Source organism: Oleiharenicola lentus, assembly GCF_051660365.1.
GTDB lineage: Bacteria > Verrucomicrobiota > Verrucomicrobiia > Opitutales > Opitutaceae > Lacunisphaera > Lacunisphaera lenta_A.
Map to the genome: position 1 here is coordinate 3,129,311 of NZ_JBOZXB010000001.1, position 21,247 is coordinate 3,150,557.

At 59.7% G+C, this 21,247-nt stretch carries 24 protein-coding genes; 11 read left to right on the forward strand and 13 right to left on the reverse strand.

The annotated features are described in order from the left end of the window. Nucleotides 1–305 precede the first annotated feature (305 nt). The gene (locus ACRRQW_RS12100; RefSeq protein WP_438481697.1) at nucleotides 306–515 is read right to left on the reverse strand and encodes a hypothetical protein; all 210 of its coding nucleotides are present in this window, start codon (nucleotides 513–515) and stop codon (nucleotides 306–308) included. Between ACRRQW_RS12100 and ACRRQW_RS12105 the strand changes: the two genes are divergently transcribed. Beyond that, nucleotides 514–1,128, forward strand: coding sequence for a YchJ family metal-binding protein (locus tag ACRRQW_RS12105; protein ID WP_438481698.1), 615 nt, complete (start codon nucleotides 514–516; stop codon nucleotides 1,126–1,128). The genes ACRRQW_RS12100 and ACRRQW_RS12105 overlap by 2 nt on opposite strands. Before the next feature lie 216 nt (nucleotides 1,129–1,344). On the opposite strand, the gene ACRRQW_RS12110 is transcribed toward ACRRQW_RS12105, so the two are convergent. Both ACRRQW_RS12110 and yihA read right to left on the reverse strand, forming a co-directional pair. Next, on the reverse strand, nucleotides 1,345–2,349 hold the full coding sequence (locus ACRRQW_RS12110; RefSeq protein WP_438481700.1) for an LLM class flavin-dependent oxidoreductase: 1,005 nt from the start codon (nucleotides 2,347–2,349) through the stop codon (nucleotides 1,345–1,347). Between the two features lie 193 nt (nucleotides 2,350–2,542). Beyond that, entirely contained in the window at nucleotides 2,543–3,139 is a 597-nt protein-coding gene (yihA, locus tag ACRRQW_RS12115) for a ribosome biogenesis GTP-binding protein YihA/YsxC (RefSeq protein WP_438481701.1), read from the reverse strand. 105 nt (nucleotides 3,140–3,244) lie between these two features. Between yihA and ACRRQW_RS12120 the strand changes: the two genes are divergently transcribed. The 4 genes from ACRRQW_RS12120 to ACRRQW_RS12135 all read left to right on the forward strand — a co-directional run bounded on the left by ACRRQW_RS12120 (nucleotide 3,245) and on the right by ACRRQW_RS12135 (nucleotide 5,710). Then, the gene (locus tag ACRRQW_RS12120) at nucleotides 3,245–3,670 is read left to right on the forward strand and encodes an OsmC family protein (protein WP_438481702.1); all 426 of its coding nucleotides are present in this window, start codon (nucleotides 3,245–3,247) and stop codon (nucleotides 3,668–3,670) included. Nucleotides 3,671–3,836: 166 nt separating this feature from the next. Then, nucleotides 3,837–4,667 (forward strand): tRNA (N6-threonylcarbamoyladenosine(37)-N6)-methyltransferase TrmO, encoded by an 831-nt coding sequence (gene tsaA / locus ACRRQW_RS12125; protein WP_438481703.1) that lies wholly within the window; start codon nucleotides 3,837–3,839, stop codon nucleotides 4,665–4,667. Between the two features lie 26 nt (nucleotides 4,668–4,693). Then, on the forward strand, nucleotides 4,694–5,266 hold the full coding sequence (locus tag ACRRQW_RS12130) for a hypothetical protein (RefSeq protein WP_438481704.1): 573 nt from the start codon (nucleotides 4,694–4,696) through the stop codon (nucleotides 5,264–5,266). Between the two features lie 18 nt (nucleotides 5,267–5,284). After that, nucleotides 5,285–5,710 carry a DUF2188 domain-containing protein gene (locus ACRRQW_RS12135; RefSeq protein WP_438481705.1) on the forward strand — a complete coding sequence of 142 codons (426 nt, stop codon included), beginning with the start codon at nucleotides 5,285–5,287 and terminating at the stop codon, nucleotides 5,708–5,710. Here ACRRQW_RS12135 and ACRRQW_RS12140 read toward each other — a convergent pair. Together ACRRQW_RS12140 and ACRRQW_RS12145 are read right to left on the reverse strand one after the other, a co-directional pair. Beyond that, on the reverse strand, nucleotides 5,694–6,758 hold the full coding sequence (locus tag ACRRQW_RS12140) for a winged helix DNA-binding domain-containing protein (protein WP_438481706.1): 1,065 nt from the start codon (nucleotides 6,756–6,758) through the stop codon (nucleotides 5,694–5,696). The two genes, ACRRQW_RS12135 and ACRRQW_RS12140, sit on opposite strands and share 17 nt — an antisense overlap. A gap of 18 nt (nucleotides 6,759–6,776) precedes the next feature. Then, entirely contained in the window at nucleotides 6,777–7,886 is a 1,110-nt protein-coding gene (locus tag ACRRQW_RS12145) for an adenylyltransferase/cytidyltransferase family protein (protein ID WP_438481707.1), read from the reverse strand. A gap of 170 nt (nucleotides 7,887–8,056) precedes the next feature. On the opposite strand from ACRRQW_RS12145, the gene tgt reads away from it, so the two are divergent. Both tgt and ACRRQW_RS12155 read left to right on the forward strand, forming a co-directional pair. Continuing rightward, nucleotides 8,057–10,090: a tRNA guanosine(34) transglycosylase Tgt gene (gene tgt / locus ACRRQW_RS12150; protein ID WP_438481708.1), complete on the forward strand. Its 2,034-nt coding sequence runs from the start codon at nucleotides 8,057–8,059 to the stop codon at nucleotides 10,088–10,090. Nucleotides 10,091–10,246: 156 nt separating this feature from the next. Further along, entirely contained in the window at nucleotides 10,247–11,317 is a 1,071-nt protein-coding gene (locus ACRRQW_RS12155) for a glycoside hydrolase family protein (protein ID WP_438481709.1), read from the forward strand. A 50-nt stretch (nucleotides 11,318–11,367) separates the two neighbouring features. On the opposite strand, the gene ACRRQW_RS12160 is transcribed toward ACRRQW_RS12155, so the two are convergent. Together ACRRQW_RS12160 and ACRRQW_RS12165 are read right to left on the reverse strand one after the other, a co-directional pair. Then, nucleotides 11,368–11,556 carry a hypothetical protein gene (locus tag ACRRQW_RS12160; RefSeq protein ID WP_438481710.1) on the reverse strand — a complete coding sequence of 63 codons (189 nt, stop codon included), beginning with the start codon at nucleotides 11,554–11,556 and terminating at the stop codon, nucleotides 11,368–11,370. Between the two features lie 18 nt (nucleotides 11,557–11,574). After that, on the reverse strand, nucleotides 11,575–12,342 hold the full coding sequence (locus ACRRQW_RS12165; RefSeq protein ID WP_438481711.1) for a DNRLRE domain-containing protein: 768 nt from the start codon (nucleotides 12,340–12,342) through the stop codon (nucleotides 11,575–11,577). Between the two features lie 323 nt (nucleotides 12,343–12,665). On the opposite strand from ACRRQW_RS12165, the gene ACRRQW_RS12170 reads away from it, so the two are divergent. Beyond that, on the forward strand, nucleotides 12,666–12,974 hold the full coding sequence (locus ACRRQW_RS12170) for a DUF3817 domain-containing protein (RefSeq protein WP_438481712.1): 309 nt from the start codon (nucleotides 12,666–12,668) through the stop codon (nucleotides 12,972–12,974). A gap of 39 nt (nucleotides 12,975–13,013) precedes the next feature. Here ACRRQW_RS12170 and ACRRQW_RS12175 read toward each other — a convergent pair whose 3' ends face one another. Next, nucleotides 13,014–15,227: a right-handed parallel beta-helix repeat-containing protein gene (locus tag ACRRQW_RS12175; RefSeq protein WP_438481713.1), complete on the reverse strand. Its 2,214-nt coding sequence runs from the start codon at nucleotides 15,225–15,227 to the stop codon at nucleotides 13,014–13,016. A 5-nt stretch (nucleotides 15,228–15,232) separates the two neighbouring features. On the opposite strand from ACRRQW_RS12175, the gene ACRRQW_RS12180 reads away from it, so the two are divergent. After that, entirely contained in the window at nucleotides 15,233–16,507 is a 1,275-nt protein-coding gene (locus ACRRQW_RS12180; RefSeq protein WP_438481715.1) for a pyridoxal phosphate-dependent aminotransferase, read from the forward strand. Here the strand turns inward: ACRRQW_RS12180 and ACRRQW_RS12185 are convergent. The 3 genes from ACRRQW_RS12185 to rsmH are packed head-to-tail and all read right to left on the reverse strand — an operon-like array spanning nucleotide 16,504 to nucleotide 18,261. Continuing rightward, on the reverse strand, nucleotides 16,504–16,770 hold the full coding sequence (locus ACRRQW_RS12185; RefSeq protein WP_438481716.1) for a DUF2442 domain-containing protein: 267 nt from the start codon (nucleotides 16,768–16,770) through the stop codon (nucleotides 16,504–16,506). The two genes, ACRRQW_RS12180 and ACRRQW_RS12185, sit on opposite strands and share 4 nt — an antisense overlap. Before the next feature lie 54 nt (nucleotides 16,771–16,824). Further along, nucleotides 16,825–17,163 carry a YkgJ family cysteine cluster protein gene (locus tag ACRRQW_RS12190; RefSeq protein ID WP_438482358.1) on the reverse strand — a complete coding sequence of 113 codons (339 nt, stop codon included), beginning with the start codon at nucleotides 17,161–17,163 and terminating at the stop codon, nucleotides 16,825–16,827. Next, entirely contained in the window at nucleotides 17,164–18,261 is a 1,098-nt protein-coding gene (gene rsmH, locus ACRRQW_RS12195) for a 16S rRNA (cytosine(1402)-N(4))-methyltransferase RsmH (RefSeq protein ID WP_438481717.1), read from the reverse strand. 116 nt (nucleotides 18,262–18,377) lie between these two features. On the opposite strand from rsmH, the gene dcuC reads away from it, so the two are divergent. Continuing rightward, nucleotides 18,378–19,673: a C4-dicarboxylate transporter DcuC gene (dcuC, locus tag ACRRQW_RS12200; RefSeq protein WP_438481719.1), complete on the forward strand. Its 1,296-nt coding sequence runs from the start codon at nucleotides 18,378–18,380 to the stop codon at nucleotides 19,671–19,673. A gap of 51 nt (nucleotides 19,674–19,724) precedes the next feature. Further along, a complete protein-coding gene (locus ACRRQW_RS12205) occupies nucleotides 19,725–20,087 on the forward strand; it encodes a VOC family protein (protein WP_438481720.1) in 363 nt (120 codons plus the stop codon). A gap of 20 nt (nucleotides 20,088–20,107) precedes the next feature. On the opposite strand, the gene ACRRQW_RS12210 is transcribed toward ACRRQW_RS12205, so the two are convergent. Both ACRRQW_RS12210 and ACRRQW_RS12215 read right to left on the reverse strand, forming a co-directional pair. Beyond that, a complete protein-coding gene (locus tag ACRRQW_RS12210) occupies nucleotides 20,108–20,551 on the reverse strand; it encodes a hypothetical protein (protein WP_438481721.1) in 444 nt (147 codons plus the stop codon). Between the two features lie 144 nt (nucleotides 20,552–20,695). Further along, the gene (locus tag ACRRQW_RS12215) at nucleotides 20,696–21,247 is read right to left on the reverse strand and encodes an HD domain-containing protein (RefSeq protein ID WP_438481722.1); all 552 of its coding nucleotides are present in this window, start codon (nucleotides 21,245–21,247) and stop codon (nucleotides 20,696–20,698) included.

Here is a 21,247-nt window from a genome sequence, read left to right on the forward strand (position 1 = left end):
ACGCGTATCTACGTAGTGAAAGTGGCCCCAGGTGAGTTGGAGGAGCTGCCCCTGGCTGGTGAGTCTCGCCGTGACTTGACACCTAATAAGTGTCAATTGAACAGGACAGGAACGCGATTTCCCGACAGGCTAACGGTGCGGTAGGCCCCGCGGCTTTCGCGCAAGGGAACGCCCGCCGATGCAGAAATTTCGCGCAGCACACCGCTTGTGCGCGCCAAACGGGCTCCGGTAATTGACACCTATTAAGTGTCAATTAGGCCGCGGGACTTAGCTCGCGCGGGCATTGGGTTTCGCCTCGATTGTTCTCAGCGCGGGCGATCGTCGTCCGGGCGGTGTCCGCCGTGTTCCTGTTCGAGCTGACGGCGCGACGCGGCCATGTTGTCGACGAGATTGGGGTAGCGACGGCCGGCTTTTTTGGCGCGGGCTTTGGCCCAGGCGATGCTCGCGGGCGAGAGCGTGACCTTGGCTTTCGTAGACGTTTTCGGTGCCGGTTTCTTCCAAGGAGGTGTGGACATGCGCGAAACGGTAGCCGAGGCGGACGAGAAAGAAAGCAGGTTTGCCCTCGCGTTGGCCCCCGAACTCGCGGTAGGTCTCAGGCACATGACGACAGAAGCCCAGCCTTCCCATAAACCCCAACGCGGCCAGCCATGCCCTTGCGGCAGCGGCCAATTGTTCGAAACCTGCTGCGAGCCGATCTTGAGCGGCGCCGTCAAAGCCCCGAGCGCCGAGCGGCTGATGCGCGCGCGGTTCGTGGCGCACGTGTCGCACAACTTCGAATTTCTCCACCACTCCTACCTGCCCGACGCGCATAAGCCCTACGTCGTCGAAGAAGGCGAGCCGGCGATCGTCTGGACGCGCCTCGAAGTGCACGGTCACGAAACCGACGTCGGCGGCAACCCGGACAAATCCTATGTCGATTTCTCGGCGTATGGCACTGAGGACAAGATCGAGAAGGTGCTCCACGAAAAAGCCGAGTTTTTGCGCAAGAATGGTCAGTGGTTCTACAACCGTGAGGCGCGCCTTGGCCCTGCTCCAGTCAAGTCGAGTGCGCCAAAAGTCGGCCGCAATGACCCGTGCCCGTGCGGCAGTGGCAAGAAATACAAACAGTGCTGCCTCGGTAAGGCGTGAAGCAGGTTGGGTTGAATTGAGTGAAGGCGGGGCCATCGCCCCGGTAAGTTATCATCGGTTCGCGTAGGTTGCGCGTTTACGCGCAACGTAGCCCGTAAACGGGCCACCTACATTTTCGATTAACTCAAAATATCCCGCGGGGCTGATGGCCCCGCCTCCAATTATTGAAACCGGCCTGCCCGGAGGTCAGGCCCTACCGTCACAAACGTGCGGCCATCACAGCTCCTGATCCGCGAGCCGCTCGCGCACCTGCGCCACGATTTCGAACGAACGTTTCCGCGCTGTGTGGTCATACATCATGCCGGCCACCATCAGCTCATCGACTTTGGTTTTCGCGATAAACGCTTTGATGGTTTGCTCAACTTGCTGGGGATTGCCGACCGCCGCTTCGCGGAAAGTTTGCTGCACGCCCGCGAGCACGGCGGGTGAGGCGAGGGCGTTGATGTCATCGACCGGTGGCGGAAATTGTCCCGGTGTGCCGAAACGCAGGTTGATGAAACTCTGCTGGAGCGACGTGAACGCGCGTTTCGCTTCAGCCTCGGTATCGGAGGCGAACACATTAATCGCCGCCATCGCATAGGGTTTTTCTAATGACTCCGAAGGCTGGAATTCACGCCGGTAAATATCCAGCGCCTGCAACAACAGGTCCGGTGCGAAGTGTGAGGCGAAGGCGAACGGCAGGCCGAGCATACCCGCGAGTTGCGCGCTGAATAAACTGGATCCGAGCAACCAGATCGGCACGTGCGTGCCCGCACCGGGCACGGCTTGCACTGCTTGATTCGCGATGGCCGGCTCGAAGTAAGCCTGCAGTTCCTGCACATCCTGAGGAAAAGTATCCGCGCTGTCCTTGGCGCCCCGCCGTAACGCGCGCGCAGTTTGCTGATCGGTGCCGGGCGCGCGCCCCAAGCCAAGATCGATGCGGCCGGGAAAAAGCGCTTCGAGCGTGCCGAATTGTTCCGCGATCACGAGCGGTGAGTGATTGGGCAACATGATGCCGCCCGATCCCACACGAATCGTTTTCGTGCCGGCGGCGACGTGGCCGATCACGACGGCGGTGGCGGCGCTGGCGATGCCGGGCATGTTGTGATGCTCGGCGAGCCAGTAACGTTTGTAACCGAGCGTTTCGGCCAGTTGCGCGAGATCCACCGCATCGTCAAATGCCTGGCGGGCAGAGCCGCCTTGCACGATGGGTGCGAGATCGAGAACGGAAAACGGAATCATGGGGCACCCTGCCCAAGTTTCCCGATTTTGCGAATGTGGAGCAGGATGTTTTTAATGCGGAAATCAGGAAGGATGGAAAACGCTTCCGATCTCAACAGGCGACGATGAGCAAAAGTGCAGTTCACCCAAGCGAGCGCTTCGGTGATTTTTTCCTGACTTCCTGAGTTTCACATTCTCTACCAATCTGCCGCGCTCACTTCTGCTTAATCGTCTGCTCGATGAAGTTGAGGATCTGCGTGCGGCCGAACTTCGTTTTGGAGGAACTGGAAAAAATCTCCGGCTGCACGTCGAGTTCCGCGAGCACGTTGTTGCTGAAACGTTCGATCGCCGTCTTGGTCTGCGCGATCGATTGTTTGTCGGTCTTGGTGAAGATCAGCGCAAATGGCGTGTCGGTTTCTGCGATCCAGCCGAGGAACTCGATGTCGATTTCCTGCGGCGGTAAGCGCGAGTCGATCAGCACGAAAACACACGCGAGGTTTTCGCGATTTTCGATAAAGTCCGCGGCGGCTTCATTGAAGTCGGCACGGTTTTCTTTGCTGACGTGCGCATAGCCGTAGCCGGGTAAGTCGACGAGGGTCCACGCATTGTTGATCGTGAAAAAATTCATCAGCTTCGTCTTGCCGGGCACGTTCGAGACCTTCGCGAGATCGTTGCGTTCGGAGAGCAGGTTGATCAGCGACGATTTGCCGACGTTGGAGCGGCCGATGAAGGCAAACTCCGGCAGCGGTGACCACTTGCAGCTTTGCAGGTTCGGGCAACTAATGGTGAAGACGGCGGATTTGATTTTCATGGACGGAAGGAGCGCGCGGAGGAAAATCGCAGATGCGGTTTGCACGCGGCGGGGAATTGGCAACCTTTCCGTCCTCACCGTCAACCACTCAACATCCTTTATATTATGAAACGCACCGCATCCGCTGTCTGGCAAGGTTCACTCAAAGAAGGCAAAGGCACGCTCACCGCTCCCGGCGGCGCTCTGAAAAACACCGAATACTCCTTCGGCTCGCGCTTCGCTTCGGGCGCCGGCACGAATCCGGAAGAACTGATCGCCGCGGCCCACTCGGGCTGTTTCGCGATGGCGTTCTCGATGATTCTCGGCGGCGAAGGTTTCACGCCGGAACGTCTCGATGCGACCGCTGAAGTTAAATTTGAAGAAGTCGCTCCCGCCGGCTGGACGATTACGGAGTCGCACCTGATCGTGAAAGGCAAAGTGCCGAACATCACGGCGGAAAAATTCGCCGAACTCGCAGCGAAAGCCAAAGCCGGTTGCCCGATCTCCCGCGTGCTCAACGCCAAGATCACGCTCGACGCGCAATTGGTGTAAGCGGCGCGAAAATTCTTAAAGTAGGGGCGGTTATCCTTAACCGCCCTTTTTTTATGCACGCTTTCCACGCCGAGGTCGGTTCGGGATAACAGACCCTACCTCAAGGCATCCAGTCGCGGACAACTTCGTCCTCGCCGCCTTGCCCTGAGTTTCGCTTTCTAAGGTCTTGTCTGGCGATACGCTCACGCTTCATCCCATCGGCTTCATCCGCACGCATCAGCAGGTGAAGTTTCAAGCACGGCATCAGCCGGAGGAAACGAGCGGCGAGCGCAACGTGCTCGAACTGGTTGCGGGGCAAAACTACGAGCAGGCACTCCAAGATCTCGCGGGCTTCGATCGCGTGTGGCTGATTTGGTGGTTTCATCGCAACGCGACGTGGCGTCCGCTCGTCCTGCCGCCGCGCGGTCCGGCTCAACGGCGCGGCGTGTTCGCCACGCGCTCGCCGCATCGCCCCAATTTCCTCGGCATGACCCCGGTGCAGTTGCTGGCGGTGGAGAAACGCCGGTTGATTCTCGGGCCGTGCGATCTCGTCGAAGGCACGCCGGTGTTCGATATCAAACCCTACGTGCCGGCTTACGATTCGTTTCCCGAATCGCGCGCCGGTTGGATCGAGGAAGTCGATGCCTCGCTCGAGCAACCGCCACAGTTCACGGTGACATTTGGCCCGCCGGCGGAAGCGCAAGCCACGTGGCTGGTCGAGAATTGGAAAATCGATTTTCGCCCGCGACTGATCGAATTGCTTTCTCGAGATCCGACGCCGCATCGCACGCGTCGCATCAAGCGGCGCGGGGCCACGCAGCACGTGATCGCGTGCGGTGCGTGGCGCGCCGTGTTTACGACGACCGGCAGCATGATTTGCGTCGATCAAATCGAAGCCGGTTATCCGCTGCGTTTCCTGACGCGCCCCGGTTACGAAGCCGTGCCCGATCGTGAAGCGCAAATGGCGTTCATCGCGATCTGGCCGGAGCGTCCGCAGTCCGAACCGAATGACACGTAATACGTGTCATTTCATTTTTTACGCGTATGAAAAAAATCTGCTGGTTGGTTATCTTAAGTCTGGGGTTTTCGCACCTGGGCGGAGCAGGAAAATCGTCGCAGGATGTTTTCTGGGAGAATCTACAGGCGCTCTGCGGAACAGCGTTTGCAGGGCAAATGGTCGAGAGCACGGCGGCGGCCGATGAAGCGTTTAAGGGGCAACGCCTGGTGATGCACGTCAGGGCGTGCGGCCTGAACGAGATTCGCATTCCGTTTCACGTCGGCGAAAATCGTTCGCGCACGTGGGTGATCACGCGCACGGCGGCCGGGCTGCGCTTGAAGCACGATCATCGCCACGAAGACGGCACCGAGGATAAGGTCACTCAATACGGCGGCGACACCGCGTCCGAGGGCACGGCAGTGAGGCAGGATTTTTTGGCGGACGCCTTTACTGGCGAATTGATTCCAGCGGCGAAACACAACATCTGGACGATGCTCATCGAACCGGGAAAAACGTTCGGCTATGGGCTGCGCCGCGAGGCGGAGGGCCGGCGTTTTCGCGTGGAGTTCGATCTTACGAAACCAATCGCCACGCCGTCTGTCCCATGGGGAGCCAAATAATCGTTACCTTTTCAATTTATGCCTACACGAAAAATCTATCATGTGTTGCCCGGTGAAAACGGTTGGTCAGTGAAAGTCGGCGCTGCGAAACGCGCGAGTGTCGTGCTGCCGACGAAGGACGAAGCGGTGAAGGCCGCGAGCGATCTCGCGAAGAGTTCGCCCACCGCGCAGGTCGTGATTCACGAAGCCACGGGCAAAATCGAAGGTGACCGCAAGTATGGCCTGACTGATTTTAAGAAAAAGAAAAAGGTCCGCGTGGCCGTCTCGAAGGGGAAAAAAACGAAGCTCAAGAATCGCATTAAAAAATACCGCGTCACCACGGAGCACCGCAAAGCTGCGTTGCTCGGCGTGGCTCGCCAAAAGCGGGCCCACTCCAAGCGTAGCGCGATCGCGAAGAAAGCCGCCAAGAAGCGCTTGAAAAAATACGTCAGCGGCCTGCGCTGAACTCGCAATAGGCTGCAACGGCCCGCGCGAGCGATTTCGTTTCCGCGGGCTTCAAAGCGACGAATGGATTTGTGTGGAGGGAAATTGTTTTTCCCTTGGTGGTTTTCGTCCACGTGCCGGCGACTTTTCCCGAAACGACAAAGACGTGATAAGATTCGCCGTTTTTTGAAGCGGGCGGGACGAGGCGTTTCGCTGGAAAGAGCGCGCGGCGATCTTGGTAAGCCATACCACATTCGTCGTAGTCGGGCAGGACGAACGTGCGGAGCAAGGCTTTCGTTGAATTTACAGAGCTGCCTTTGAAGATGAAATCTTCGCCGTCGATCGTCTCGCGAGTGAAAGCAGCGGACAACGACGCGACGCCCGCGCGGGCGTCTTTGAGCGAAAGTCCTGACCAGTAAGCGAAGTCGCGCGCCGTTGCTGGACCGCGGCTGATGAAGTAGCGCGTGGCAAGCGCGGCGAGGGCTTCGTCTCGCGCAAGCGATTTTGCCGCGGGCACGCGTTCGTCCAGCAGTGCGTAGGTGAATTGCTTGCCGACGCGCGGGCCGCTGCAGATGACGCCTTCAAGTTCGGCGTGCATCACGATGTAGGCGAGCGCGAGACCGCTGACGTTGATTTTCGCGCGGGCGAGCGCGCTTTGCAGTTCGGTGCGCGTGAGGTGCTGGCCGCCAGTGAGCGCTTTGACGATTACTTTTAGTCCGCGCAGGCAGAGGCTTGCGTCGAGGCTGTGCTGGCGAGCGGTGTAGCTGTTGAGGCGATGCACGTGCGGCGCAGTGAGCGCGAGCAGCCAGCGAATATCCGCCGGCGCCACGAAATGCCACGTGGGGCGCAGCACGTGCGTGCGGAGAATTTCGCCACGATTAAATGCCTCTTCGATTAACGCGTCGGTAGTCGCATTTTTCAGTCGCAGATTGATGGCCCACTTGGCGTGGGCGTATTCCTGCGCCTGCATCGCGCCGAGCCAGGCAACGACTTCGGCGGGTTGCGTGAACTCGCTGGCGATGAGTCGCTGATTGAGTTGCCGGCGACGCAGAATCTCAACGGGAGTCATCGCGGCGGACGGAAGCTTTCAGCGCACGTAGGGCTCGACCGGGCGGAAACCGGCGAGCTTGCACGCGGCATCGCGTTGGGCGGGTTCGGCAAATAAATACACCGCGTAGCCGCCGAAGCCGCCGCCGCAATATTTCCACGCGAGCGGTTTGCACGCGGCGAGTTCGGGCAGCGCGCTGGAGGCGGGATCGCCGGGCAGTGGATCCATGTTTTCGGCGCGTTGCACCGCGTAGGAGGTGCGCACGCCCTCGGCAATTTTGTGGATATCGGCGGCCCACACGCCCGCTCGCGCGAGCGCACCGGCCTTGGCGATATTGTCGTAGTTTCGGCTTTGATCGACGACGCTCGGCGTGCAGTGCTGCTTGCCGGACCAATACACGGCGAGACGGCCTTTCAAGAAGTCAGCGCTGTGTTTGATTTCGAGCACGGGCCGCGCGCCGCTTTGCCAGACGCATAAACCCGTTTCTTTGATGACCGCGGGATCCTGCCAACCGACGCCGAGATCGAGTTCGGAGGCGACGCCTTCTTTGCCGTTGAGCAAAGCCCACGCGCCGCTGCCGCCGAGGCCGGCGTTGCGTTCATAGCCCCACTCGCGGAGCGAAACTGTCGGCGAGATCGCACAATTCACGATGTAAGCGCCTTCGCGGGCGTAACGCGGCACGTCGAGCCAGCCGCCGCCGAAATCCACGCGGAGCGGTGCGTCTTGCGGTGCTTGGATGAATTTCACGATCTGCGTCGTGGAAACAGGCGCAAACTTCGGCGGGGTCTTGGGCAACACGATGTAAGTCGCGCCGATTTCAGCGCAGAGCGCGCGTTTGAGCGGCGCGTATTTGTCGTCTTCCGTGACGGCGAGAACGTGCGGGCGCAGGCGCAGGAAGTGTTCGCGAAAATCGATGCCCTCATCGAGGCCGGTGCCGATGACGACTTCGTCGACCATGCGGAGCGCGGCGAGGAGGCCTTGCTTGTGTTCGTCGGGCAGGGAGCTGCGACGCTTTTTGTGAAACCAGAGGACGTCAGCCGAGGCGAAACACACGGTCAGGTGATCACCGAGGGCGCGGGCTTCTTCGAAAAATTGGACGTGGCCGGCGTGGATGATGTCGTAACAGCCGGAGACAAAAATGCGTTTCATGCGGGGTGAAAATCCATACGCAGAGCTGAGTGAACGGCCAAGCCTGCAATTTCCGGACGGTCAGGATGCTCAAATGATGGCACGGGCGAGGGCTCAAGGCAGGGAGCGTCAGAGAAAGAACTTCGCATGGACGCAAAAGTATTACTTACTCGCCGGCTCCACTTTTAAAGATGTCGCGCCTGAAATTTAATCTGCAAAAAGAAGCCACCGGCACACGTGCGCGCGCCGCGACATTTCAGACGTTACATGGCGAGGTAAAGACGCCGGTGTTCATGCCGGTTGGCACGCAGGCGACGGTGAAAGCGCAGACGGTCGACACGCTGAAGGCGACCGGCTCGAGCGTGTTGCTGGCTAACACGTATCACTTGCTACTGCGGCCGGGTCCGGAGGTGTTTAAGAAATTTGGCGGCATTCATAATTTCATGAATTGGGATCGGCCGGTGCTCACGGACTCGGGCGGTTTTCAGATTTTTTCCCTGCCGACTGAACGCGCGATGAACGAGGAAGGCGCGCGTTTCCAGAGCTACGTGAACGGCGACTATTACATGCTTTCGCCGGAAACGAGCATCGACACGCAAAAGGCGATCGGCAGCGACATCATGATGGTGCTCGATCAGTGCATTCCATCGACAGCGGGTTTTGATGAGGCGAAGGCGGCGATGGAACTCACCCACCGTTGGGCGCTGCGTTCGCTGGCGGCGCGCGGCGAATCACCGCAAGCGTTGTTCGGCATCGTGCAAGGCGCGTGTCATCACGCGTTGCGGCAACAGAGCGCGGAGTTTTTGCGCGAGCAGCCATTCGATGGACTCGCGATCGGTGGGCTTGCTGTCGGTGAGACGCATGCGGAGCGTTACGAGTTCACTGGGTTCGTCACAGATCATTTGCCGAAAAATCTGCCGCGTTACCTCATGGGAGTCGGCACGCCGATTGACATTCTTGAAGCGGTGCATCGTGGCGTGGACATGTTTGATTGCATCATTCCCGGGCAACTCGCGCAGCGCGGCGTGGCGTTTACGAAGCGGGGCAAAGTGCAACTCCGCCGCGTGAACCATAAGTTTTCCGAAGCGCCGCTGGAAGCCGGCTGCGATTGCGCGTGCTGCAAAGATTACTCGCGCGCCTACCTGCATCACCTCGTGAAATCCGACGAGATGCTCGGCTGGCATTTATTGGGGATTCACAACATCGCATTTTACCACCGGATCATGCGCGAGATGCGTGAAGCGATTTTGCGGGATGAGTTTGTCGCGTATTACGAGGCGCACCGCTTCGAATTCGGGCGTAGCGACGAGGAGAATATTGTGACGCCCGTGAAGAAGCGGCGGCCAGCGCGGTTGCCGAAGCTGGGTGACTACGAGGTCGTCACGGGGCCGCAGGGATTCTCCAGTATCAAGCAAACGAGTTCGGGCGAAGTGATGCACTCGGTGAACGCGCCGAGCGAGGAAGCAAATCGCCTCTACATCGAGCAATCGGCGCTCGCGACGCGTTTGCTCAAGAGCAGCGGTAACGAAACCGAACTGATCATTTGGGACGTCGGCCTCGGCGCGGCTTCGAACGCCATGGCGGCAGTCGCGTGTTTTGAAAAAGTGGTGGCGGAGGTCGGCGTCGAAGCGGTGCGGCCGTTGCGCATCGTGAGTTTTGAAATCGATCTCGATCCGCTGATTCTCGCGGTGAAATTTGCGAGTCATTTCCCTCATCTGCGGCACAAGGCGCCGAAGGTTATTCTTGAAGAAAACAAGTGGACCGATCCGACGACGTTGTTGAACTGGGAACTGAGACACGGGGATTTCCTGGCGTTTCTCGAAGCATCGCCGGCGCCTGATTTGATTTTCTTCGATCCGTTTTCGAGCAAGACGGACACAGGCTTGTGGACGGTCGAGGTGTTCAAACGCATCTTCGCGCAGTGTGCATCGAAACCGGCGGAGCTGTATACTTACTCGGCGGCGACCTCGGTGCGGGTGTCGCTGCTCACGGCTGGTTTCTATGTGGCCGCGGGCGTCGGCACCGGGCCGAAGGCGGATACGACGCTGGCGTTTACGCGGGCCGAGGGCGCGACGCGGCATCCGCGCTCGCCAGGGTTGCTCGGCGAAGAATGGCTCGGGCGGTGGAATCGCAGCATTTCGAAATTTCCTGCCGGGCTCGCAGAGAGTGAGAAAGCGGCGTTTGCGGCGAGGATCGAAGGGCATCCGCAGTTCAAGAAGGTGTGAGCGTGGGTGACGGCGAAAAGCTGGATTTTTTAACCACGGATTGCGCGGATAAACACGGATTGAGGCAGAGGTGCGGAATTCGAGGATTGGCGTGACTTTCTGACCGAGTGAAAAACGTGAACTCGGCTCAGAGGATAAATCTGCGAGTCTTGTCGGATGTGGACACGGCGGGCATTTATCGGGGCGGTGGCGACGCTGCCGCTCGCGCTGAAGGCGGCACAAACGGCGACGGCGGAAATTCCACCTGAGCTGTATTCTGATTTTTCGAAACGCTTGCGCCCAGTTGGACGGATTCTCGAATTGGAAAATTACTATGTGTGGTGCAACGCGCCGATCGAATCGCCGGATGGGCGCACGCATGTGTTTTTTTCGCGCTGGCCGAAAGCGAAAGGCATGGGCGGGTGGATCAGCTCAAGCGAGATTGCGCACGCGGTCGCGCCGTCGCCAGAGGGACCTTACGAGGTTACGGGCATGGTGCTCGCGCCGCGCGGGGCGGGATTTTGGGACGGCACAACGTGTCACAACCCGCATATCGTGAAAGTGGACGGGCGTTACGCGTTATTTTACATGGGCAACTCGAACGGTCGCACGAATACGAAACGGGTCGGGCTTGCGCTGGCGGATTCGCTCGATGGGCCGTGGCAGCGTCCGGCTGCGCCGTTGCTCGAAGCGGGCGCGGAGGGCGCGTGGGACGATCATTGCACAACGAATCCGTCGTTCATCAAGCACCCGAACGGGCAATACTGGCTCTATTACAAATCGTGGAACACGGCCGACTATGAAGCGGGCAAACCGCCGGTGCGGGGAAATCGTAAATACGGACTCGCGATCGCGGAAAAATTAGAAGGCCCGTATCGCAAGCATCCGCAGAATCCGTTGATTGATTTTTCGGGGCGCGGCGAAAACCGGCAGTGCGAAGATGTGTTTATCTGGCACGAGGACGGACGTTTTTGCGCCATCATGCGCGACATGGGCGTGTTCAATCACGAGGTCGGGCTTTGGCTGGAGTCGGTTGATGGCATTGCGTGGTCGGAGCCGAAAATCGCATTTCGTCCCGTGAGCGCCTACGTGGAATTGCCGCCGCGGCCGAAGCACCTGAATCGGTGGGGCCGGCTGGAGCGTCCGCAGTTGCTGCTGCGCGAGGGGAAGCCGGCGTATCTTTTCGCGGCGTCGCAAGGCGGGCGTTACGAGACGTCGTCGGTGTTTCTGTTTAAAATCGAACAATAAAAAGCCCGCCTTTTTGAGAGGCGGGCTTGGGAAGATTTTTTTTCGAAAACTCAGTTAACGTTTTTCAGCACGTAGATGAAAAGACCGACCAACCATGCGAACACCACCCCGGTCGCAACGAACTGCCAGACGTCTGCCCTCCGGTCGCGAGCGGCGTCGGAGAGGTGGCGGGATTTAGGGCGATGCGATGAGGGCATACATTTGGCCGTGGCGGGGTCGAAGGAAACGGCGGCTTGCATGGTGAAAGTCGGAAGAGGTTAGGCGGCCATGACGGTGGCGGCTGCCGCGTCCGTCTTGGATTTTTTGTGACGGCGATACGCGGCGAAACCGAGGGCGCAGGCACCGAACATCGCAGCGTAGGTGGAAGGTTCCGGGATGGCCGAGGCGCTGCTGAACGAGAGGGTTGCACCTTGCACGCCTTCGATCGAAGAGAAGTCCGCGAGGCCTTCAGTGTAGTTGAGACCGGAGCGGAAGAACGCGAAACCGTAGTTGGTGCTGGGACTGTCGATCCAGCTTTGCACGGTGGATGCTGGAATCACGAACGTGCTCACCGCTCCGGCGACTGGGGTGAAAGTTTGCTCACCGCCGATGGCCGCGCCGTAGGTGGCGGAGTCAGTGGGCGCATAGACATTGGGGGTAACGGCGAATGCGGTGCCGTAGCTGTCCCATGTCACTGTGCTGAAATCAACCGCCCCTTTCAAATTGAGTAATTGGATGGGACGGTTGACGCCCGAGCCGCCCAAAACATGGAGCGAGAAAATAGCATCGCCGGAGACGGTGGTGCCAGCGTAGGAGGAAAGATCGAATTTGAAGAGCGGATAGCTCTGATAATCGCCGTTGGCCGGAACCAGCGATTGAAGACTGATAGCCGATGAATAATTCGTGGTGGCGGAATTGGGGGTTTCCCCGTGATTGAGCAGCACGGTGTCAGCAGAGGCCGTCACGGTGATCTGGGCGATAGCGGAGGACGAAAGCGCGCAGGCGAGGAGCGAGGCGCTGAGGAGGGAGGCGAGGCGGTTTTTCATATGTGTGAAACTTGGTGGGCGTGGCGCGGGTTTGTGCGCACACGACAGGTTTCAACAGCGATTAAAGCGCCCGGCGAGTTGGCAGGGGCGAGTTGCGGAGCGGAGATGGCGAACTGCGGATCGAGCGCTTGCGGCGCGGCTTTCCTCGCAAGGATAAGCCGGGCGGCGCGCAACTTCGACTGGGATGGAGCGAGGCGGTTCCCCTCGAGAAAACTAAATCTGCGTGCACGTGCGATTCATGACCGCGATGAGTTGGAAAAATACGTCTGCGTTGGAGCGGCTGCGGACTTGAGCATCGGGAGCCCGCGTTTCATCAACGACGCATGAATTGGCTCAAAACTCCTCTCGGGCGCTTGCGGGTAATCGGTTGGTGGGAAGGCGCATCGTTTCTCGCGCTGCTGTTGATCGCGATGCCGTTGAAATATTTCGCGGGCCGACCGGAGTTCGTGCGCGTGGTGGGCATGGCGCATGGCGTGCTTTTTTTGCTCTACGTGCTGGCGGCGATCCAAGCCGCGCTGGCGCAGAATTGGAACTGGAAGCGCACGGGCCTCGTGTTGCTCGCGAGCCTGCTGCCGGCGGGGCCGTTTATCGTGGACGCGAAATTGCTGCGCGACGAGCAGCCGATCGAGTGAGAGCGTTTGGGCGTCGGTGCGGAGACCGACGCCCACCTGCTAATTCTGGCGCGGGCGCGGACCGATTTGGTCGAAGGGAATGGGTTTGAATCCCGGCAGTTCGCGGTAAACGGCGGCGTCGGGCTTGAGCGAGAAATTTTTCGCGGCGGCATCGACGAAACCCGGATCTTTGCTCGTGAGGAAATTTTTGCCGAACTCGAGTTGGGTGTGCTCGCCGACGAGGCGGACGGTTTCTTCGAATTTATAAATCACATTGTCGGCGAAACGATTCCGGCTCGGATACATGCCGACGAAAGTTTTTCCGTCGGGCATCGGATCGAGCCATTCTTTCAAATGCGGATAACGCGTGCTGTAAGGGGGCGAGTAAATGTCCACGGCTTGCGTGAGGCGTTTCCGGTAAATGCTTTTCGGGCCGAAGTAGTAATCGAAACTATCGATCGCGAAATCCCACCACATCGCTTTCTGCTGAAACGCGGGGCCAGTCCCGCCGATGAAAATATTATTCCGCACGACGATGTCGCTGCCGCCGTTGCTGTAAACGGTGCCGTAGCTCGCGACGTTGAGGAACACGTTGCCTTCGACGAGCACGCCGCACGTCGCGTCGTCGCAATAGACGCCCATCGTCCACTTGCGGTCGGGACGGCCGACGTCGTGGAAAAAATTATTCCTGACGATATTGCCCTGATCGCTCGGGTCTCGGCCGAGATACCAGCCGGAGGCGTCGTTGGAGTTTCGCGCGACATGATGGATGTGATTGAACTCGAAGATGTGGTCATTGCCGCGCGAGAAGATCGCTTGCAGGTCGCCGTCGAAAATCTCGCAGTGCACGACGCGGTTGCCACAGCCGTCCAAGGTCACGCCGCTCGCGCCCATTTTGTTGCGCCGGCTGAATTCGTGGATGCGCGTGTCGGTGACCACGTTGTTGCCAGGCGTGAGGTTTTTCTTGCTGCCGCCGCCGAGCAAAATGCCGCCGGAGCCCGTGTTATAGATGTCGCAGTGCTCGATGACGTGATTTGTGCCGGCGTTTCGTTCCCACGCGGTGTTGTGATAAATGTGGGAGTGATACGAACCCACGTCACGCGGGACACCGACGCCAAGATAGTCATCAACGGCGGGCGGGTTGGTCTGGCGCGCACCCTGACCGAACATGATGCCCATCGTGCCGAAGTTGCGAATGGTGCAACCGGTGATGCGGTTGCGCGTGCCGCCTTCCAGGTAGATGCCGAGGCCGCGACCGGTTTCGATGATCAAATCGCGCAGTTGGCAATCACTGGTGTTTTCGATCGCGATGAGCGGCTGTTCCAGAATGGAAACCGCGATGCGCGCGGTGCGCAGATCGCCCGGAGCCCACAGGTAGAGCCTGCCCGCAGTCGCATCGACATACCATTCGCCGGGTTCGTCGAGTTCTTCGAGTAGATTGAGCGCGACGTAGGCGTTGTAATTTTGGCCGCTGCCAAGCGCATACAAATGCGGTGCGGCGAGGGAGATTTCTTTTTTGGCGACGTCGATTTTCGCCACCCGGATTTTGTCGTCGGCGTAACCATGATTGAAATAACCCTGAAACCACACGTCAGGTGCGTTGACCCACCGTTCGTGGCGCGGGTCAGTGTATTTGAAGCGGCCGGGACGGTTCGAGTAGTCGCCTGTGCGCGGCATCGACCCGGGTTCGGTCACTTCGCCCATGAGAATCGCGCCGGTGTTGGGGTAACGTGCGAGGGCCAGTGGCGTGTCGTTCCAGAATAATTCCATCGACGACGGCACCACCGGCAGACCGTGGCCGAATTGTTGGTGACGTCCGAAATCCTGCACGCCGAGCGCACGCAGATCGGCGACCAGCACGTGGCCACGCGCGGCTTCTGGCAGGCGTCGCAAGAGCGATGCGTCGGTGACTTTCGTAAACGAAGTCGCGGGAACCGGCATTCCGCCCGTGACGCGGACTTCTTCCTTCTCGTAAGCGGTGATTAAAAAGGGCGAATCGCTCGTGCCGGAGTCGGTCGCGTTTAACTCGAAGGTGCGCGCGAGCGGATAAGTGCCGCCACGCAGCCAGAGCGTGATTTTTTCCGAAGCTGCGCCGGGCTTCGTGCGCAGTTCGCGGGCGGCATCGCGGGCGCGTTCCAACGTTTTGAAAGGCGCGGCCAACGTGCCGTTGGCGGCATCGCTGCCGGTGGGCGCCACAAAAAATTCGGCGCCAACTAAGGAAGCGGTTGAAGTAACGACGGTAAACGCGAGGAGACGGAGTGAGCGTAATTTCATTCGGGGTGACAAAAATTTGCGGCGGCGTGCGGGCGTTTGGCAAAAATTATCTCACTGATTATTCAGGGAGTTTGTCGCGCTGGCTTGGCATGGCGGCGGCTGCGCGTTACGACTTAATCATGGCCTCACTCACTTCTCCTCTCAATCGGCGGCAGTGGCTCAAGGCCGCTGGCGCTTCGATCGCCGCGACTGCCCTGACTTCACGCTTTTCACTCCAGGCGCAAACGCCCGCGCCCAAACCGGTCGGGCCGGCGCCGGTGATTCCCGGGCCGGTCGAACCGGGCATCGTGCGGCTCGCGTGGAATGAAAATCCGTTCGGCCCCTCGGCCGCGGCGCAGGCAGCGATGACGTCAGCCGTGAGCCGGAGTTGTCGTTATTCTTTCGGGCAAGAAGCTGAATTGCTCGCGCTGATCGCGGCGAAGGAAGGCTGTCGTCCCGAACAAATTGTGTTGGGCAATGGCTCAGGCGAGATTCTCGATGTCGCGGGATTTCATTTCGGTTTGGAGAAAGGAGAAGTGGTGGTTGCAGATCCCTCCTACATGCAACTCGTGAACGCGGCGGAAAAATCCGGCGGCAAGGCCGTGCGCGTGCCGCTGAACGCGAAGCTCGAGCACGACTTGCCCGCGATGGCGGCGGCGGTGACGGCGCGCACGTCGCTCGTTTATGTGGTTAATCCGAATAATCCCACGGGCACCGTGGTGAACGCAGCGGCGTTGAAAGAATTTGTCCGCACGGTCTCGAAGCAGACGGTGGTGTTTGTCGATGAAGCGTATCTCGACTGCGCTGACGATTACGCCGGCCAGACGGTCGCGCCGCTCGTGGCGGAAGGTTACAATGTGGTCGTCGCGCGGACGTTCTCAAAAATCTACGGCATGGCGGGCTTGCGACTCGGTTACGCGATCTTGCCGCAGAAACTCGCGGTGTCGTTACGCGGCCACATGACCGGCAGTGTGAGTTCGCTCACGCTCGCGGCGGCGACGGCGTCGCTGAATGACCGCGGTTACGTGCCGGCGACGCGCGCGAAAATCAAAGCCGGCCGAGACGCGCTGATCGCAGAAGTGACGAAGCTCGGAAAACGTCACGCGGAACCGCAGGGCAATTTTGTGTTTTTCCAGACGGGAATGCCGGCGCAGGAGTTCGCCGCCAAGATGCGCGCGGAGGGCGTGAGTGTGGGCCGTCCGTTTCCGCCTTTGACGGATTGGGCCCGCGTGACAATCGGCCTGCCCGAGGAAATGGACGTGTGTCACCGTGCGCTGCGCAAGGCGCTTGCCAAAACCTAGCTGCGTGCCGTGTGCACGAAGTGGTTGGCGGCGACGTCGCCAATCTGAATTTCCTCGTTGAGCGAATCCCAAGTCACGGATGTGCCGTCGGCGCTCAGGCGGATTTTGTTCAGCTCGGACTGAAGCGCGTTCTCGAGGAGCGCGTATTTCGTCGCGGGAAAGCTGAGCGAGCGGCGGTCGTTGATTTCGAAGTAAATCCGGCGCCCTTGCACCCAGCTACGGCGGGCCACGAGTGGCGGATGGACGAGGGCAGCAGGTTTCATTCTCTCAAGCTGCGCAGACTCGCGGGAATAGCGAAGTATTCCGCGAATTGAATTTCAGGCGACGCTCGGCGCTCGTTGGGTGAGAATGTGACGGCAGAGCGGTTCGCCGCGATTGAAGTCGCGACAAGTTTGCGGGCGATCGTCGTAAATGGTGCAGAGCTGCGTGCGCGGATCGAGGGCGACGCAGGCCCCGTTGCTGTGTTGATCCATGCAACGCGCGCCGGCATGCTCGACGATAAAATGAGCGGGCACCCAGTCGTCTTCACGCAGTTCAACCACCAAGTGGCAGCAGCGGCCGCAACCGGCGCACGCGGGAAGGTCAGGATGATCGTCGATGCAGCTGAACGGGACAGAAGATGGCCGCGTTAGCGAACTATCCTTCCCGCATTCAATTTAAGCGCGGATCGCCCACCGAAGTTTTGCGGAGGAACTGCGGGGATTGGCGCGGCGTTCTTCCGGGCCGGCGCGGACGACTTCGTCGTTGGTCGAAGAATAGATGCCGGCGCGCACGCCTTCGCGGAAGGCATGTTTTACCCGGCGATCTTCGCCCGAGTGAAACGTGAGAATCGCGACGCGACCACCGGGTTTCAGGCAACCCGGCAATTGGCGCAGGAAAAGATCGAGCACGCCAAACTCATCGTTTACGGCGATGCGGATCGCTTGGAAGACACGGCGCACGCAGTCGTCCTGCGCATCTTCATCGGGATGCGTGTGGTGCGGCTGGATGATTTCGCGGACGGCGTCGGCGAGTGCCTGCGTGCGCGTGAAGGGCGCGGATTCGCGGCGTGCGGTCAGTTCGCGGGCGAGCAGTTCGGCGTAAGGTTCGTCGGAGTTTTCCTTCAGTGCGACGGCCAGTTTTTCTTCGGAGATGCGTGCAAGCCAGTCGGCGGCGGACGGCGGGCGCGAAGGATTGAGGCGCAGATCCAGCGGGCCATCGCTTTTGAAAGTGAAGCCGCGCGCGGGGTCGTCGATTTGCATCGAGGAAACGCCGAGGTCGGCGAGCACGGCATCGATGCCTCCGAGTAGGCCGAGCGTGGCGAGCACTTTGGGTAGGCCGGCGAAATTGGAGCGCACGCTGGTGAAAACGGCTTCGTTCCAACCCGCGTCGCGCAGGCGCGCGGTGGTTTTTGGTTGTTCGATCGGATCGACGTCGAGCGCGATGAGACGTCCGCCCGGTGAAATTTTCTGCAACAACTCGCGGGAGTGTCCGCCGAATCCCAGTGTGCAATCGACAGCGATTTCGCCTGGTTGCAGCGCGAGCACGTCGAGGATTTCTGCGACCATGATCGGGCGATGGCTGCCGGCGGGCGTCTTGCCAGCGGCGAGCACTTTGGCGACGTCGGCGGCGTAGCGCGCGGGGTTGTGTTCCTTGTATTTCTCCTCGAAGCGCCGCGGGTTTTTCCCAGCGTAACGCGGGCGACGTTTGTGTGGAGCAGGCGTGTTTCCGGATGGGCTGGAATCAGGATTGAGCGGGGACGAAGGATCGGACACGGGGAATTCATGGCCGAGCGTGGGCTAACCCACAAGGCCGGCGTGCGAAGTTTTAATGGCTTGGCGTCGTCGCCGGCATATAACCAGCTTGCACCCCAAGGTCGTTTTTCGCCCTCATGCTGTTAACTGTCGCTTTTTTAATTATCGGCTTCGCTGCGTATCTGCTCGTGCGACAGGTGGACGTGCGGCTGGTGTTGTTTGGCGCGGGGTTGTTGCTGGCCCTGCTCGCCGGGAAACCATTGGGCGTGTTCGATGCGTTCATCGCGGAAATGGGGAATGGCAAAACGATCGGGCCGATTTGTTCGGCGATGGGGTATTCGTTTGTGCTGCGGGCCACCGGCTGCGATCGCGCGATGGTGAGCCGGTTGATGGCGCCGTTGCGGCGGGCGGGTTGGTTGCTGTTGCCGGGCGGTTGCGTGGTGGCGTTTTTCACGAATGTCGCGATCAACAGCCAGACGGCAGCGGCGGCCGCAGTCGGGCCGATTCTCGTGCCGTTGTTAATCGCGGCAGGCTTTCCTGCCGTGGTCGCAGCGGCGACGTTGTTGCTCGGGACGTCATGCGGGAATTTGTGCAATCCCGGCGAGGCGGACCTCGTAGCGATTCACGACGCGAACGGCGCGCCCATGGCGCAGATCTTGAGTTTTATACTGCCGCCGGTGTTAGGTGGCTTTGCGGTGCTCGTGACCGTGTTTACGGTGCTGAATGCCCGCAGTCGAAGCGCGGCGGCGATCCCGACGACGCACGAGGCGTCATCGGCGACCACGCTCATCAGCGAACCGTTATGGAAAGCGTTTATGCCGCCGCTGCCGGTGGTGATGATTTTCGTGATGCTGCCCGGTTTTATTTTTGATAATTTGCCGGCGCCGTTCGAGCGGGGTTTGCCGGTGCCTTACGCGATGCTGGTTTCGACCATTGTTGTGTTGCTGGCGAGCTGGCGCGGCGTGTCGGCGATTGTGAAATCGTTTTTCGAGGGCATGGGGCAGGCGTATGCGCAGATTATTTCGCTGATTGTAACGGCGAGCTGTTTCATTGCGGGCATCACGGCGGTGGGCTTGACGGAGAAACTGGTGAACTTCGCCGCGACCAGTGGTTTTGCCGCGAAAATAGCGGCGAGTGTGTTCCCCGGTTTGCTCGCCGTGGTGTGCGGATCGGGCACGGGGCCGAGTGTGGCGTTTTCAAAAGCGGTGCTGCCCGCGTTGCGTGGCGACCAGCTTGCGCACGGGATTGACCTCGGTGTGCTCGGGGCGATTGCAGCGAACTATGGACGCACGCTTTCGCCGGTGGCGGCGGTCGTGATTTTCACCTGCACGCTGGCGGGCGTGGCCGTGCCCGTGGTGATTCGCAAAATGGTCGTGCCGCTCGCCGTTGGGTTTGCGGTGGCGTTTGGGATCGTCGCGCTACGCGGAATTTGAACACGGAACGAGACGGGTGGTAATGGGTCAAAAGGCTAACCTCATTGCCCTATGATTAAATTCAAAGAGATCGCATTCACGGCCTACGCGGTAACCAACATGGCGAAGGCGAAAAAATTCTACGAAGGCGTGCTTGGCCTGAAACGGAGCCGGGTGTTTTCGAAAAACTTCATCGAATACGACATCGGCAAAAGCACGCTAGTCGTCGCATGTGCGCCGAAGCTCTGGTTTCCCTCTAAAAAGGGCACGGCGGTCGCCATCGAAGTTGCGGATTTCGAAGCAGCGGTGGAGCACTTTCGCGCGCACAAAATCAAATTCGCGATCCCGCCCCAGTATTTTCCGATCTGCTCAATGTTCGGAGTCCGCGACCCCGACGGCAACATGCTGACGTTTCACAAACGGAAGAAAAAATAAACTTACCGCCGGCGGGCGGGTCAGTTCTTTTTCTCCGTGCGAAGGTTCGCCAGACTTTTTTCCAAGCCTTTCACGGGCTCGACAGTTTTATTGTTCGTGATGCGAGGACGGGGTTCGTAGCGCACCACGATCTTGGTGATACCGTGATCGCTGAGCGATTTTAGCGTAGGCGCCAGGGTGTCGGTCGGGGCGCTCGTCGGCGTGATCCAGAGGAAGTAAAATGCGTCGGCTTTGAATTCACGCGTCTTGAGGTAGGTCCCGAGATTCGCGGCGGCGACGGCTTTACCAGACGAGTCGACTAATCCGTCTTTCGAATCGATCCGGAAATCGTAGCGCGTGTGGCCGAGGGCGGCGCGGTCGATTTCATCGGGCTCCGTCGTGTGCAGGCTGTATTCTTTCGCAGGCTGGGTTTGCGCGGAAAGCGCACCCGTCAAAACAAACAAGGCGAGAAAGAGACGTGTCATGGGGCGAAGGGGATTGGCCACACGATGAGCGAAATTGTGGATTATTCAACCTCGCTGCGGGCAACGGCGCCATTCGCGCGACCAGTGGGACAAAAAAGCGGTTCAATCCGCATCGCTTGCTGACTGGGGCGCAGCGTGGAGGTGTCAGTTCAGCGGAGCGAGGAATCGCCCGAGATTCGCGATGTGTGCGTCGAGATCCACGCCGAGATGCTGGCAACCGAGTTCGATCGTGGCACGGTCGATTTTCGCGGCGAAGCCATGGTCTTTAAACTTTTTCTTGAGTGAAGCCGGTTTCATTTCGCCGTAGCGCACGGGATTCATTTTCCGATAAGCGTAAAAAATGCCGCACAGCTCGTCAGTCGCGAGCAACGCGGCGGCGAGCTTGGTTTGCGGAAGCGTTTTGAAATCATGGTAACCGTAGGCGTGGGCTTCGACGGCGTGAATGAGTGCCTCCGGATAATTCCATTCTTTAAACCAACCGAGCGAAGGAGCGGGGTGCGTGTCAGGGTGTTCTTCGAAATCGAGGTCGTGCAGCAGGCCCGTGAGATACCAGAGGTGCGGGTCTTCGCCCGGGAAAATGTGCTGCGCGTAACCTTCGAGCGCGGTCGCGACCATCACGGCGTGCAGGCGTTGATACTCGTCACGCACGTGTGCGTGCAGCAACGCGGTCGCGCCTTCTTTAGTCGGCAAGGACAT

Bases quoted from the DNA above. Each gene is read 5' to 3' on its own strand.
- ACRRQW_RS12145 (WP_438481707.1), bottom strand. From the start codon at position 7,886: ATGAAACGCATTTTTGTCTCCGGCTGTTACGACATCATCCACGCCGGC.
- ACRRQW_RS12105 (WP_438481698.1), top strand. From the start codon at position 514: ATGCGCGAAACGGTAGCCGAGGCGGACGAGAAAGAAAGCAGGTTTGCC.
- ACRRQW_RS12170 (WP_438481712.1), top strand. From the start codon at position 12,666: ATGAATTGGCTCAAAACTCCTCTCGGGCGCTTGCGGGTAATCGGTTGG.
- ACRRQW_RS12155 (WP_438481709.1), top strand. From the start codon at position 10,247: ATGTGGACACGGCGGGCATTTATCGGGGCGGTGGCGACGCTGCCGCTC.
- ACRRQW_RS12130 (WP_438481704.1), top strand. From the start codon at position 4,694: ATGAAAAAAATCTGCTGGTTGGTTATCTTAAGTCTGGGGTTTTCGCAC.
- ACRRQW_RS12100 (WP_438481697.1), bottom strand. From the start codon at position 515: ATGTCCACACCTCCTTGGAAGAAACCGGCACCGAAAACGTCTACGAAA.
- ACRRQW_RS12215 (WP_438481722.1), bottom strand. From the start codon at position 21,247: ATGTCCTTGCCGACTAAAGAAGGCGCGACCGCGTTGCTGCACGCACAC.
- ACRRQW_RS12165 (WP_438481711.1), bottom strand. From the start codon at position 12,342: ATGAAAAACCGCCTCGCCTCCCTCCTCAGCGCCTCGCTCCTCGCCTGC.
- ACRRQW_RS12205 (WP_438481720.1), top strand. From the start codon at position 19,725: ATGATTAAATTCAAAGAGATCGCATTCACGGCCTACGCGGTAACCAAC.
- yihA (WP_438481701.1), bottom strand. From the start codon at position 3,139: ATGAAAATCAAATCCGCCGTCTTCACCATTAGTTGCCCGAACCTGCAA.
- ACRRQW_RS12210 (WP_438481721.1), bottom strand. From the start codon at position 20,551: ATGACACGTCTCTTTCTCGCCTTGTTTGTTTTGACGGGTGCGCTTTCC.
- ACRRQW_RS12110 (WP_438481700.1), bottom strand. From the start codon at position 2,349: ATGATTCCGTTTTCCGTTCTCGATCTCGCACCCATCGTGCAAGGCGGC.
- ACRRQW_RS12140 (WP_438481706.1), bottom strand. From the start codon at position 6,758: ATGACTCCCGTTGAGATTCTGCGTCGCCGGCAACTCAATCAGCGACTC.
- ACRRQW_RS12160 (WP_438481710.1), bottom strand. From the start codon at position 11,556: ATGCAAGCCGCCGTTTCCTTCGACCCCGCCACGGCCAAATGTATGCCC.
- dcuC (WP_438481719.1), top strand. From the start codon at position 18,378: ATGCTGTTAACTGTCGCTTTTTTAATTATCGGCTTCGCTGCGTATCTG.
- ACRRQW_RS12135 (WP_438481705.1), top strand. From the start codon at position 5,285: ATGCCTACACGAAAAATCTATCATGTGTTGCCCGGTGAAAACGGTTGG.
- ACRRQW_RS12120 (WP_438481702.1), top strand. From the start codon at position 3,245: ATGAAACGCACCGCATCCGCTGTCTGGCAAGGTTCACTCAAAGAAGGC.
- ACRRQW_RS12185 (WP_438481716.1), bottom strand. From the start codon at position 16,770: ATGAAACCTGCTGCCCTCGTCCATCCGCCACTCGTGGCCCGCCGTAGC.
- ACRRQW_RS12175 (WP_438481713.1), bottom strand. From the start codon at position 15,227: ATGAAATTACGCTCACTCCGTCTCCTCGCGTTTACCGTCGTTACTTCA.
- tgt (WP_438481708.1), top strand. From the start codon at position 8,057: ATGTCGCGCCTGAAATTTAATCTGCAAAAAGAAGCCACCGGCACACGT.